At 39.8% G+C, this 13580-nt stretch carries 14 protein-coding genes and 1 pseudogene; 6 read left to right on the top strand and 9 right to left on the bottom strand.

Translation table 11 applies throughout. From position 1 onward, the window contains the following. Window positions 1-66: 66 nt before the first annotated feature. Window positions 67-1545: a S41 family peptidase gene (locus tag HW278_RS00910; protein ID WP_178976649.1), complete on the top strand. Its 1479-nt coding sequence runs from the start codon at window positions 67-69 to the stop codon at window positions 1543-1545. Further along, complete coding sequence (locus tag HW278_RS00905; protein ID WP_178976648.1) at window positions 1542-2576, top strand: ferredoxin--NADP reductase; 1035 nt, start codon at window positions 1542-1544, stop codon at window positions 2574-2576. Before HW278_RS00910 ends, HW278_RS00905 begins: the two co-directional genes overlap by 4 nt. A gap of 39 nt (window positions 2577-2615) precedes the next feature. Here HW278_RS00905 and ftsY read toward each other — a convergent pair. From ftsY to rpmB, 4 genes and pseudogenes are all read right to left on the bottom strand, one after another. Further along, window positions 2616-3577: pseudogene (ftsY, locus tag HW278_RS00900) on the bottom strand (signal recognition particle-docking protein FtsY). A gap of 113 nt (window positions 3578-3690) precedes the next feature. Further along, window positions 3691-3843 carry a DUF4295 domain-containing protein gene (locus HW278_RS00895; RefSeq protein WP_002672546.1) on the bottom strand — a complete coding sequence of 51 codons (153 nt, stop codon included), beginning with the start codon at window positions 3841-3843 and terminating at the stop codon, window positions 3691-3693. A 10-nt stretch (window positions 3844-3853) separates the two neighbouring features. Next, a complete protein-coding gene (rpmG, locus tag HW278_RS00890) occupies window positions 3854-4036 on the bottom strand; it encodes a 50S ribosomal protein L33 (RefSeq protein WP_002672545.1) in 183 nt (60 codons plus the stop codon). Between the two features lie 17 nt (window positions 4037-4053). Then, window positions 4054-4290, bottom strand: coding sequence for a 50S ribosomal protein L28 (rpmB, locus tag HW278_RS00885; RefSeq protein WP_002672544.1), 237 nt, complete (start codon window positions 4288-4290; stop codon window positions 4054-4056). Between the two features lie 741 nt (window positions 4291-5031). On the opposite strand from rpmB, the gene lysA reads away from it, so the two are divergent. Continuing rightward, window positions 5032-6228, top strand: a complete 1197-nt coding sequence (gene lysA, locus HW278_RS00880; RefSeq protein WP_178976647.1) for a diaminopimelate decarboxylase — start codon at window positions 5032-5034, stop codon at window positions 6226-6228. 113 nt (window positions 6229-6341) lie between these two features. Here lysA and HW278_RS00875 read toward each other — a convergent pair whose 3' ends face one another. Next, window positions 6342-6824, bottom strand: a complete 483-nt coding sequence (locus HW278_RS00875; protein ID WP_002672542.1) for a hypothetical protein — start codon at window positions 6822-6824, stop codon at window positions 6342-6344. An 82-nt stretch (window positions 6825-6906) separates the two neighbouring features. Then, window positions 6907-7362, bottom strand: a complete 456-nt coding sequence (smpB, locus tag HW278_RS00870; RefSeq protein WP_009410605.1) for an SsrA-binding protein SmpB — start codon at window positions 7360-7362, stop codon at window positions 6907-6909. 78 nt (window positions 7363-7440) lie between these two features. Between smpB and HW278_RS00865 the strand changes: the two genes are divergently transcribed. Beyond that, complete coding sequence (locus HW278_RS00865; protein WP_053580750.1) at window positions 7441-8043, top strand: M15 family metallopeptidase; 603 nt, start codon at window positions 7441-7443, stop codon at window positions 8041-8043. A gap of 71 nt (window positions 8044-8114) precedes the next feature. On the opposite strand, the gene HW278_RS00860 is transcribed toward HW278_RS00865, so the two are convergent. From HW278_RS00860 to HW278_RS00850, 3 genes are all read right to left on the bottom strand, one after another. Beyond that, window positions 8115-9293 (bottom strand): glycoside hydrolase family 6 protein, encoded by a 1179-nt coding sequence (locus HW278_RS00860; protein ID WP_178976646.1) that lies wholly within the window; start codon window positions 9291-9293, stop codon window positions 8115-8117. A gap of 80 nt (window positions 9294-9373) precedes the next feature. Next, window positions 9374-10426: a glycoside hydrolase family 6 protein gene (locus HW278_RS00855; protein ID WP_178976645.1), complete on the bottom strand. Its 1053-nt coding sequence runs from the start codon at window positions 10424-10426 to the stop codon at window positions 9374-9376. A 278-nt stretch (window positions 10427-10704) separates the two neighbouring features. Further along, the gene (locus tag HW278_RS00850) at window positions 10705-10875 is read right to left on the bottom strand and encodes a hypothetical protein (RefSeq protein WP_178976644.1); all 171 of its coding nucleotides are present in this window, start codon (window positions 10873-10875) and stop codon (window positions 10705-10707) included. A gap of 361 nt (window positions 10876-11236) precedes the next feature. Between HW278_RS00850 and rfbA the strand changes: the two genes are divergently transcribed. Together rfbA and radA are read left to right on the top strand one after the other, a co-directional pair. Next, window positions 11237-12118, top strand: a complete 882-nt coding sequence (rfbA, locus tag HW278_RS00845) for a glucose-1-phosphate thymidylyltransferase RfbA (RefSeq protein WP_178976643.1) — start codon at window positions 11237-11239, stop codon at window positions 12116-12118. A 90-nt stretch (window positions 12119-12208) separates the two neighbouring features. After that, on the top strand, window positions 12209-13573 hold the full coding sequence (radA, locus tag HW278_RS00840) for a DNA repair protein RadA (RefSeq protein ID WP_178976642.1): 1365 nt from the start codon (window positions 12209-12211) through the stop codon (window positions 13571-13573). Window positions 13574-13580 lie beyond the last annotated feature (7 nt).

The following is a 13580-nucleotide window of genomic DNA, read 5'->3' as shown; positions in this document are numbered from 1 at the left end:
CTTATCTGGTACAAAATTTGTGCAAATATAAAAAAAGTATTACTTTTGTGGAAAAATATTTTCAATATGAAACACTTGTTTATCTCTATATTCATAGCTATCAGCTTGTTATCTTGTGCTAAAGAACCTGTTACTAATGGCAATGAGGTGTCTTTTATGGGCTCTGACTATACCGGTAACGATACCGATTTGCGCGTACGCGATTTTATTTGGAAGGGACTTAACACGTATTATTTGTGGCAGGCCGATGTGCCTAATTTGCAAAACAACCGTTTTGGTAGTTTAGCTGATACCAAAGCTGATAAAAATAAGAGTTATACTCAATTCTTAAAGAGTTTTAGCAATCCTAAAGTCCTTTTCTATAAAGGGTTACTTAATAGATATGAAGAAATAGATCGCTTTAGCTATATCACCGATAATTACACCGATCTCGAAAACCAATTCAAGGGTATTACCGCCAGTGTGGGTATAAACTACGCTTTTGGTTTTGTAGACGAAACAAAAACTAGAGTTTATGCTGTAGTGCGTTATGTAGTGCCTAAATCGGAGGCAGAACAACAAGGTTTGCAACGTGGAGATGTGATATTGAGTATCAACGGGCAATCACTTAACCGTTCTAATTATCTTCAACTGTTGCAAAATACGGCTGTTATTTCGTTTTCAACCTTTAGAATTGTGAATGGCAAAGCAACTTCTACAGGGAAAACCTATACTTTAAATCAAAACCAAACCCCTGAAAACCCTGTACTTATTCATAAAGTATTCAACAAGGGAGGTAAAAAAATAGCTTACCTGATGTACAATGCTTTTGTATCTGATTTTGATGAGACACTGAACGATGCCTTTGCAGATTTTAAAGCACAGGGAGCTACTGACTTAATACTCGATTTGCGTTACAATGGTGGGGGAAGCGTTAATTCGGCTACTTACTTAGCATCGATGATTACAGGTCAGTTTAACGGACAGGTGTTTGCGGTAGAAAAATGGAATAGCAAGTTGCAACCTTTTAGAGGGAATGAAAGAGAGTATTTTACGTCTAATATGGTAAAAGGCAGTCGGCAGGTGGCTATCAATAGTCTGCGACTTAACAAAGTGTATGTAATTACTTCGGACGGGACAGCTTCAGCCAGTGAATTGGTTATCAATGGTCTTAAAGCCTACATAGATGTAGTGCAGATAGGTGAAACCACAATGGGTAAGAACCAAGGCTCGGTGACTGTTTACGACTTTACCGATAAGCAACGAAAAGTTAAAAACCCTAAGCACAAATGGGCGATGCAACCCTTGGTAATGAAGATAGAAAACGCCAAAGGCATAGGCGATTACGTAAATGGCTTAGAACCTAATATCCAGATTAGTGAGATTGTAAATGATTTAGGGGTATTAGGCGACGAAACTGAACCTCTTTTGGCTCGCACTTTACAAGAAATTACAGGGAATGTTGCCGGAAGAGCTTCGCGATCAGCGTCGAAAGAAACTTTTTACTTTGAGAAGCTTGGTACTTCTACCTCTGGCTATTTTGGCTTGAATGAAATGTACAAATGAATCGATTTTACGAACTAACCATATCTAAAATCACACAACTTACTACTTCATCGGTAATGATTACCTTTGAAGTACCTGAGTTATTGAAGAAAGTATTTCACTTTGAAGCTGGCGAATACCTTACTCTCCAACAAACGATTAGTGGAGAAAAGGTGCGTCGTGCTTATTCTATTTGTTCTGGAGTGAACGAAGGTGAACTGAGCGTAGCCGTAAAGCGCGTGCCTAATGGTGTGTTCTCTACCTATGCGACGACCCAACTCAAAGCAGGTGATGTATTAGAAGTGATGCCTCCTATGGGTTCTTTCGTATTCTTCTACGACATTTTTGGCAACCGGGATATTATGCTCTTCTCGGCAGGAAGTGGCGTAACCCCTATGATGAGCATTGCTAAAACAGCCTTGTCTAAAACGAATATCAAGGTAGTATTCGTCTATGGTAATAAGTCTAAAGAGGAAGCTTTGTTTTTTGATGAAATAGAAGCCCTCCGCATTCAGTATCCCGAACGCTTTTTAGTCCACTACGCTTTCAGTCAGCAGCCTTGGGGCGACCACTATACGGGGCGTATCAACGATAGGATAGTAAACGAGATTTTTGCCAAATACAAAGATTTTAACTGGGGGCGTTACTACGCTTGTGGCCCTACGGAATTGGTGAAAAACCTCCGTGAGATACTCTTGTTAAGAGGGATAGATAAAGACCGCATTTTTACAGAGCTTTTTGAGGCATCGCCAGCTGAGATAGATTACAGCACCCTACAAGGCAATGTCACCATTACTATTGAACTTAACGGACAGACGCACAGCTTTGAGAGTGCGCGCAACCAAACACTTCTCAGTTCGGCACTCTTACGTGGCTACGATGCACCTTACTCTTGCCTGAACGGCGTGTGTAGTAGCTGTATCGGTAGGGTAGAGGAGGGAGAAGCCAAAATGGCGAAGAATGAAACCCTCAGCGAAGAAGAAGTATCGCAAGGCTATATTCTCACCTGCCAAGCTTATGCGATGACCGATACAATAAAGGTTCGCTTTTAGTATAATGTTAATCAATTACTCATTTTAGTTTTGAAGTTGTTATTCTTTAAAGAAAGAATCTACGAACTCATATTTGTTAAAAATTTGTAAGTCGTCTATACCTTCTCCTACTCCTATGTATTTTACAGGAATCTGAAATTGGTCAGAGATGCCTATTACCACCCCCCCTTGGCAGTACCGTCCAATTTAGTAACAGCCAAAGCGGTTACTTCAGTAGCTTTGGTAAATTCTTTAGCTTGCTCAAAGGCATTTTGTCCAGTAGAACCATCGAGTACTAACAGCACTTCGTGAGGAGCATCAGGAATCACTTTTTGCATCACGCGCTTGATTTTAGAAAGCTCGTTCATTAGATTGATTTTGTTGTGCAAGCGTCCTGCTGTATCAATAATTACTACATCAGCATTTTGTTTTACCGCCGAACTAAGGGTATCATAGGCTACCGAAGCAGGGTCGCTACCTAACTGCTGTTTAATCATTGGCACTCCGGTACGGTCTGCCCATACTTGTAGCTGGTCAATCGCAGCGGCGCGGAAAGTATCAGCAGCACCTAATACTACTTTCAAGCCTTTTTTAGTAAACTGACTTGCTAGCTTGCCGATAGTAGTGGTCTTTCCAGCTCCGTTCACCCCTACTACCATCATCACATAAGGTTTTTTGTCAGTAGGTAAAGTAAAGTCTGTTGCTTCTCCTGTATGAGTTTCTGATAGAAGTCCTGCTATTTCTTCACGAAGGATAGTATTCAGTTCAGAAGTATTTAAGTACTTGTCTTTAGCCACACGAGCCTCTATACGGTCAATGATTTTAAGAGTAGTATTCACCCCTACGTCACTGGCAATAAGCACTTCTTCAAGGTCATCGAGCACCTCTTCATCTACTTTCGATTTCCCAACGAGAGCTTTTCCTAAGCGGTCAAAAAAGCTGTTTTTAGATTTCTCTAAGCCTTTATCTAAGGTTTCTTTCTTTTCTTTTGAAAAGATATTTTTCAGAAATTGCAATGCCATAGCTTATTGTATATTTTAGGATATGAGTGCAAAGGTAGTAAAAAAGTTTATATATGCAAAAAAGCCGTCTCACGACAGCTTTTTTAAATATGATAAAAATAGAGAAAATTTAATTATTTCTTCTTCAAAAATTCATCAACGAGCTCAGGAGCCATTACGCTTTCTACGAAAGTATAAGCACCTGTTTTAGGTGATTTCACCATTTTGATAGCTTTAGTATGCTTCTTAGATTTACCTTGTAGGGTTGCTACTGTTTTCTTTGCCATAATGTTTTAATTATTTAATTTCTTTATGAACAGTTACTTTCTTTAGGATAGGGTTGAACTTCTTAAGCTCTAATCTATCTGGAGTATTTTTTTTGTTTTTGGTAGTGATGTAACGTGAAGTTCCTGGTAAACCAGACTCTTTGTGCTCAGTGCACTCCAAAATAACCTGAATTCTATTACCTTTTTTAGCCATTTTAGTATTCTTTTAAATTAGTTAATATATCCGTTACGTTCCACTTCTTTAAGTACTGCATAGATACCTTTCTTGTCGATAGTTTTAATTGCAGTTGCCGATACTTTTAGGGTAATCCAACGATTCTCTTCTGGAATGAAGAAACGTTTTGTACGGAGGTTTACATTGAATTTACGTTTAGTTTTGTTCATTGCGTGTGACACGTTATTGCCCACCAATGCTTTTTTGCCTGTTAAGTCACAAACTCTTGCCATTTTTTTCTCTATTTATTAATGTGTTATTTATATTCAGGGCGCAAAGGTATAACTATTTTTTGAAACGGCAAAACTTTTTTCTCTTTTTTCAGATTATTTTTGTGTATACTAATTTATTATATACTGTATTCCAGTCGTTTAATTAATTTGAAATTATTATTTAAATATCTGAAAACTACTGTTTTTCACACATAAAACAACCCCATCTTCATATACCCTTCGCCGTTGCAGTATGAATTCTACTAATAACCTTCTTCTTATTTCCACCTTAGCTTTATCTTTTCTTCATTCATTGTTCGTCATTCGTTCCTTTGCCCGTGCGGCTCGCACCGTCTTTTGTTCGTCATTTGTTCGTTCTTTGTTCGTCTTTTGTTCGTCTTTTGTTCGTCTTTTGTTCGTTCATTGTTCGTCATTTGTTCGTCATTTGTTCGTCATTTGTTCGTCATTTGTTCGTTCATTGTTCGTCATTTCATTATCTGCCTGTCGTGCTACGACTGCCCGTGTCGCTCGTACCGTTTTTTGTTCGTCTTTTCTATAAGCTCTCTATAAGCTTCTCCCAAATTAATCATTAATCATTAACCATTAAATAAGGATTTCATCTACATTATTTTATTTTCCCGCCCCCATTTCCTCATTCTCTCATTTCCTAATTTTATCCGCCTGTATTATTAGTATTATTTGCCATTTTGCTAATTATTTGTACTTTTGTGCCCTATAATCATTTAAACAACAGTATATTCAATGAAAATAAACGATTTACTAAACATAGCACATACTTACGGTAGCCCTGTATATGTATATGATGCCCAGAAGATTGCTTCTCAATATAACCGACTTACCAATGCCTTTGCCTCAGTACCCAAGTTGCGCATCAACTATGCAATGAAAGCCCTTTCTAATATTTCTATCTTGAAATTGATGAAGGATTTAGGTGCTGGTCTTGATACCGTTTCTATTCAGGAAGTACAGTTGGGATTGCTGGCAGGTTTTGACCCTCAGCAAATTATTTTTACGCCTAATGGTGTCTCAATGGACGAAATTGAAGAGGCTATGCGCTTAGGAGTACAGCTCAACATCGATAATCTTTCGTTCTTGGAGCAGTTTGGCACACAACACCCTGAGATACCTGTGTGTATTCGTATCAATCCACACGTGATGGCAGGCGGTAATAGCAATATTTCGGTAGGACATATCGATAGTAAGTTTGGTATTAGCATTCACCAAATACCGCATATCTTGCGTATCGTCCAGAATACAAAGATGCACATCAACGGTATTCATATGCACACAGGTAGTGATATTTTAGATATTGATGTGTTTCTTTACGCTGCCGAAATACTCTTTGAAACCGCTAAACACTTTAAGGATTTACAATTTATCGACTTTGGCAGTGGCTTTAAAGTGCCTTATAAAGAGGGAGATATACAAACCAATATAGAAGAGTTGGGCGAACGTCTCAGCAGTCGCTTTGCTGATTTCTGCAAGGAGTACGGTCGCAACCTTACATTAGCTTTCGAGCCTGGTAAGTTTTTAGTAAGTGAAGCAGGCTACTTTTTAGTAAAGGTGAATGTAGTAAAGCAAACCACTTCTACGGTATTTGCAGGTATCGACTCTGGTTTTAATCATCTTATCCGCCCAATGTTCTACGGGGCTAATCATTATATCGAAAATATTTCTAACCCCGAAGGTAAGAAGCGTTTCTATTCAGTAGTTGGGTATATATGCGAGACCGATACTTTTGCCTCTAACCGACAAATAGCTGAGATTACTGAGGGTGATATATTGTGCTTTCACAATGCAGGTGCCTATTGCTACACTATGGCGAGCAACTACAATTCACGCTTGCGTCCAGCAGAAGTATTGTGGCAGAATGGGGAAGCTAAACTTATCAGAAAGGCAGAAACCTTCGAAGACTTACTAAGAGGACAGATATATTAACAATAAAAAAGGCTGTCCGAAAAGTCTTAAAATCGCATTTGCGTCGCTACACTTTGCCAAAGTTTCAGATTTTGGCAAAGTTCATACTTCTTCTATTGCCTGTACAACTTGCGCTATAAAAACCGGTTGTGCCAGCTGTCTTCCAAAGGCACTTCCCAATTCTCTTCGTATTCTATTTTAGTATTCACCAAATTGTTGAACACTATAGTCTGTGCCGATACTGCTTTTTCTTTTACCATTTTTTTGAAATCGGCAAGGTTTTTATAGGCGATGTGTTCACCTTGACGGTAACTCACATTCATACGGTCAAGCAATGTAACGTTGTATTGGACTTCAAGCTCTTGAATAAAGTGCGCTAAAGCATCAAGAGAACAACCTCCTACACCGTGGGCATCGGGTAATGCTCCTATAACTATAAAACGGTTATAGCGCAATTCAAATGATGATAACAAATCCTTGCCGTGCACCATCCAGTGATTTATAAATTCTTCTAATTGTGTATGCAGTTGCTTTTGCTCATCTTCTGTAAAGCTACGGTTGCATTGGTATACCCATACACGGGCATCATCGGGGAGTTCTTTAAAATCTCTATACACTTATCTAATATCTAATGATTAATTGTTAATGATTAATTCACAGTTTGCCCCTCTCCTTAGGAGAGGGGAACGGGGAGAGGACTTACTTCTTCATTAGCCTATCCAAGTTTCTCTTGTTATCACGGTCTTTAATAGTTTCGCGTTTATCATACAATTTCTTACCGCGTACTAAGGCTATATCCATTTTAGCCAACCCCTTTTCGTTAATAAAGAGTTTGAGAGGTACAATAGTAAGCCCGCTATTTTTCACTTCTTTATTGAGTTTGCGAAGTTCTTTTTTCTGCAAAAGCAGTTTGCGTTCGCTTTTGGGGCGGTGGTTGTAATAGGTGCCAAAGTCATATGCTTCAATGGTAGAGTTAATCACGAAAAGTTCTCCTTTATCGTTAAACTCGCAAAAACTCTCAGCTATCGAGGCTTTTCCCATTCGTATAGACTTTATCTCGGTACCCACAAGTACAATCCCCGCCGTGTATTTGTCGAGGATTTCATATTCAAATTTCGCCCGTTTGTTGAGTATTTGTACTGTTTTCTGAATCATAGCACAAAAGTAGTAAATTTGTTACATATAGCAAGCTTTTTTTAAGTTTTTTTTGTACTTTTGCCGAAAATCACTCTTATGAAATACCTCTTACAACTTTTTATATTATTATCAGTATCCTCACTTTTAGCACAGCAGAATGATTTTGTGCTCCTCAGAAGTCTTTCTAATGACTTTGTATTCGATATGAAATACGCCACCCCCGATAATTTCCTCAAACAAGCAGTATATGATTGTGGTGAGTGTTATCTCCGCAAGAGTACTGCAAAGGCTTTGGTCAAAGCTAATGAAGAGTTTAAATCGTTGGGATACCGCATTAAATTGTTCGACTGCTACCGACCGCTTTCGGTACAGAAAAAGATGTGGAAGATACTTCCAGGTACCCACTATGTAGCAAACCCCGCGAAAGGTTCTAAACACAATCGCGGGGCTGCTGTCGATCTTACCCTTGTAGATGCACAAGGCAAGGAATTAGATATGGGTACTCCTTTTGATTTCTTTGGTAAAAAAGCACATCACACTTGCACGACCCTCCCTAAAAAGGTACTTGAGAATCGCAAGTTGTTGAAGGATGTACTCAACAAATATAACTTTAAATCTATTTTCTCAGAGTGGTGGCACTATGAGTACCGCCCCGAAATGCAATCTAAAGTCGAAGACTTCCAATGGCAATGTAAATAAAATGTCTCTTCTGTCGTGCTACGACTCTTCACACACTTTGCCAAAGTTTCTAATTGCTTGTCGTGCTACGACTATTTTAAGTTTTGAGGTACTTCCAAAATCTCTATACTCTTTACTCTTATAGCGTTTTGCACCAAGTGTCTTGTATATTCAGGATAAGGCTTTCCCGCTTCCGGGGCTCCCATATTACATTCACCATCAGAGCCACCTCCTCCGTTAATCCACAAATAAGCATCGGCGTGTGCACCTGTGGTTCTGGTAGTGCTACGTGGGCCTAAAGCTGCATTAAAGTTATTGCAAGAGTTATAAGGAGGGTGTTCATTTTGGTGTTTAGGTCTATTGATACCACTGCGCCCTGTGTCAATCACGTAATGCACATCTTTAAAACCTTTAGAAGCCAAGTAAGTTACAAATCTTTCTGCTCCTGCTTGTTCTTCAGCAGTGCCTCCTAAGCCCGAAACATTCAGTGCAAAACCACGCATATATTTTAAACCTCCATCTATAATGGCATTAGCAACAGCTTCGGAGTGTTGTGTCACCAAAGATCCATTTCCAGCGTGAATATAGCTCGCTACATTAGGGTTGTTCTTATTTAGTTTTTCAGCGGCATAACTAAGCAGTTCAGCACGTTCATTGTATTTAGCTGAGCCTCTTGGGGCACCGCAGTAGTTAATGGCATCGGGTTCAATAATAACCACCGCCCGGCGTTGTCCAATAATGGCACTTACACGGTCTATCCACTCTTTGTAAGAAGCCGCATTAGGATGTCCACCTTTTGAAAACGAACCACAATCGCGATTGGGGATACCGTAAAGCACTACAATAGGCGTTTTGTGAGCGCGTTCTGCTCCCTCAACAAAGTTTTTAAGCCAACGGTCATTTTTCTCTTTACCACCACTACCAGGACTAACACCGCCGTCATACCAACCTCCGCAGGGCGTACCATACACTTGGTAATACAGCTTTTTCAACTCGGCATTTTTTTCATTTTTTACTACGTCTAACCGAGAGGGCTCCAAGTAAAAATCCCAGTCATAAGCTACCGGCTTTTTACCTTGTGGTGGGTTAGGTGGAATAGGAGGGGTAACCGGAGGCGTAATAGGAGGTGTAGTAGGGGTCTGAGTAGTAGGAGTTTGTGTAGTAGAGGTTTGCGTTGTTGGAGTCTGTGTAGAGGGGTCGGTCTCTTCCCCTGATTTTTCACAGGCGGTCATTACCCATAAAAAAGCTACTAAGGATAGTAATTTATTCATAATCTTTAATTTTATTTATCTGTATTATTCTTATCTTTGCAATGATAAAGGTTATTTTATAATTGCTTGTCGTGTTACGACTATTTTAAGTTTTGAGGTACTTCCAAAATCTCTATACTTTTCACTCTCATAGCGTTTTGCACCAAGTGTCTCGTATATTCAGGATAAGGCTTTCCCGCTTTTGGGGCTCCCATATTACATTCACCATCAGAGCCACCTCCTCCGTTAATCCACAAATAAGCATCGGCGTGTGCACCTGTGGTTTTGGTAGTGCTACGCGGGCCTAAAGCTGCATTAAAGTTATTGCAAGAGTTATAAGGAGCATTTGCATTCTGGTGTTTAGGTCTATTGATACCACTGCGCCCTGTGTCAATCACGTAATGCACATCTTTAAAACCTTTGGAAGCTAAGTATTTTACAAATGTTTCAGCTGCTGCTTGTTCTTCAGCAGTGCCTCCCACTCCCGAAACATTCAATGCGAAACCACGCATATCTTTTAAACCAGCATCAATAATGGCAGTAGCCATTGTTTCAGAATTATTGGTCACCAAAGGTCCATTCCCGGCGTGGATATAGCTCGCTACATTCGGGTTGTTGTTCTTCAGTTTCTCAGCAACATAGCGTAATAATTTAGCACGCTCCTCGTACTTAGCCGAGCCCTTTTTATGTCCACAGTAGTTAATAGCATCGGGTTCGATAATTACTACTGCACGGCGTTTTCCAATAATAGCACTTACGCGGTCTATCCACGCTCTGTAAGAAGCAGCATTAGGGTGTCCGCCTCCTGAGAATGAACCACAATCGCGATTGGGGATACCGTAAATCACTACAATAGGCGTTTTGCGAGCGTGTTCAGCACCTTCAACAAAATTCTTTAGGTAGCGGTCGCTATCCTCACTATTGGGGTTAATTCCATCATACCAATCTCCGCAGGGCGTACCATATACTTGGTAATACAGTTTTTTCAACTCAGCATTTTTTTCATTTTTTACTGCATATAACCGAGAAGGTTTCAAATAAAAATCCCAATCATAAGGTATTTGAGTTTGCGTATTTTGGGGCGTATCTTCCCCTGATTTTTCACAGGCAGTCATTACCCATAAAAAAGCTATTAAGGCTAGTAATTTCTTCATAATCTTTAATCTTATTTATGTCTTAATTTGGCAAAGATAGGAATTTATTTTCATTTACCCAAAATTATTTTCTAATTAATTTTTCCAGTCGTTTTCCTCCGTTTGCTCTCCGCTTTTTCACCACCTTGTCTCTACTTTTCCTTTGTTCATTGTCTATCTGCCGTATGGCTCGCTCTGTCATTTATTCGTTTATATGTACGAACTTTGCCAAAGTTTCAAAATTTGCCAAAGTTGAAATCTACTAATAAACCTTTTTTTATTTTTATCTTAGCTTTAACTTACCCCCACTTTTCCTTCGTCATTTCTTTATCTGCCCGTGCGGCTCGCACCGTCATTTGTTCGTCTTTTGTTCGTCTCACTTTTTGGTTACTACACTCCCTCTCCTTGGGAGAAGTCTCCGAAAAGGAGAGTATGTGACTGGGGAGAGGATATTTTCTTCGTCTTTTCATTATCTGCCCGTGCGGCTCGCACCGTCTTTTGTTCGTTCATTGTTCGTCTTTTCTATAAGCTCTCTATATCTACATTATTTTATTCACCCGCCCCCATTTGCTAATTGACTCATTTACTAATTTACTAATTTTATCTGTCTGTTGCGCTACGAGCTCATACTTTACCTTTTATCTTTTACCTTTTACCTTCAACAATTGGCATTATTAGCATTGTGGTATTAATAACACATTTGCTAATTTCAAATAAATACTGTACCTTTGCCAAAGTTTTTTTGATAGCTTGTTGTATAAGGACTTTGGGCAAAGCTCAATATAATATGAAAGTTACACTAATTACTAACGTCTAGAAAACTAACAACCGATGAAAGGAATTATATTAGCAGGCGGTTCAGGTACACGCCTTTACCCCATTACTAAGGGAGTTTCTAAACAATTACTCCCTATTTACGATAAACCAATGATTTACTACCCATTATCAGTACTGATGCTTTCGGGTATTCGCGAGATATTGGTAATTTCTACTCCTCAGGACTTACCAGGTTTTGAGCGCCTCTTAGGTGACGGTTCCGACTTCGGTATTCGCCTTAGCTATGCCGAGCAACCCAGTCCCGATGGCTTGGCTCAAGCTTTTATCATAGGCGAAGAGTTTATAGGTGATGACGATGTATGCCTGGTATTAGGAGATAATATTTTCTACGGACAGAGTTTCTCGAAAATGCTCGCTCAAGCGGTAGAGAATGTAAAGAAAGAACGCAAAGCTACTGTCTTTGGTTATTACGTAAAAGACCCTGAACGTTATGGAGTAGCTGAGTTTGACACCGAGGGTAATGTGCTTAGCATTGAGGAAAAACCCACACAGCCTAAATCTAACTATGCGGTAGTAGGACTCTATTTTTACCCCAATAAAGTAGTGAAAGTAGCCAAAAGTATCAAACCCTCAGCACGAGGTGAATTGGAGATTACTACGGTGAATCAAGAGTTTCTAAACGACGGCGAATTAAAAGTACAACTCTTAGGGCGCGGTTTTGCGTGGCTTGATACGGGTACTCACGATTCACTTAGCGAAGCATCAAACTTCGTAGAAACCTTAGAGAAACGTCAAGGATTGAAAATTTCTTGTTTGGAAGAAATAGCCTATCGTAAGGGTTGGATTACTGCTGAAAAGTTGCAAGAGTTAGCAAAACCAATGCTCAAAAACCAATACGGGCAATACCTTTTGCAATTAACGATGAACAATAGATAATTTGCTTTTCCAAATAATCTAACGCTAAAACTTAATCTATGCTGGCGCGGGCTTGTAGCTCGTGCCTCCTAACATCTAATCTCCTAAAAAATGGCAAAACTAAAAACAGCATATTTCTGTCAGAATTGCGGAGCACAATACAGCAAATGGCAAGGACAGTGTTACGTCTGCAAGCAGTGGAATACCATTGTGGAAGAAGTCGTACAGAAAGACACTGCTCCTGCTTGGCAAGAGAAAGAATCACCTATCAAGAGTAAAGCTCCTAAGTATATCTCTATTTCGCAAATCGATACACAACAGGAGACGCGCCTTAACAGCAACAACCACGAATTGAATAACGTCTTGGGTGGGGGAATTGTACCGGGGTCGGTTACTCTTTTAGGGGGTGAACCTGGCATCGGTAAGAGTACGCTATTGTTGCAAATAGCTCTTAACTTGCCTTATCGTACCCTCTACGTATCGGGGGAGGAAAGTGAGAAACAGATAAAAATGCGCGCCGACCGTATTCCGCATAAGCTCGATAATTGCTTTATCCTCACTGAAACTAAGACGCAAAATATCTTTCAGCAGATAAAAGAACTCTTACCCGAAATCGTGATTATCGACTCTATTCAAACCCTACAATCCGATTATATAGAGGCTTCGGCGGGGAGTATTTCTCAAATTAGAGAATGTACCTCCGAACTGATTAAGTTTGCTAAAACTACTCATACTCCTGTAATACTCATTGGGCATATCACTAAGGACGGACAAATAGCAGGACCTAAGATATTAGAGCATATGGTCGATACAGTTTTGCAGTTTGAAGGCGACCGTAATCACGTGTACCGTATCTTGCGTTCACTGAAAAACCGCTTTGGCTCTACTTCTGAACTAGGTATTTACGAGATGCTTAGCAACGGATTGCGTGAGGTAAATAATCCTTCGGAGATTCTCATTTCCAAAACCGATGAGACGATTAGCGGTACCTCCATAGCTGCCACCTTGGAAGGTATGCGTCCGCTGATGATTGAAATACAAGCACTCGTAAGTACAGCGGTATATGGTACACCTCAACGCAGTACTACGGGCTTCAATGCCAAACGCCTCAATATGCTTTTGGCAGTGCTTGAAAAACGTGCAGGTTTTCGCCTTGGAGCTAAAGACGTCTTCCTAAATATCACTGGAGGTATTACTATCGACGACCCTGCAACTGACCTAGGAGTGGCGATGGCTATCCTATCTTCTAACGAAGATATAGCGATTGAAAAGGACGTCTGTTTTGCCGGCGAAGTAGGATTAGGCGGTGAAATACGCCCTGTACAACGCGTAGAGCAACGCATTACTGAAGCTGAGAAATTAGGCTTCAACACTATTTTTGTATCAAAATATAACAAAATAGCCCTTAAAAATACTAAAATTAGGATTGTAAAAGTTGCCAAAATAGAAGATGCAATACAAGAACTATTTGGATAATAAAAAC

The organism is Capnocytophaga sp. oral taxon 902, assembly GCF_013394735.1.
Lineage (GTDB): Bacteria > Bacteroidota > Bacteroidia > Flavobacteriales > Flavobacteriaceae > Capnocytophaga > Capnocytophaga ochracea.
Note: the sequence above shows the minus strand (reverse complement) of the source record. Positions and strands in the feature narration are given on the sequence as shown.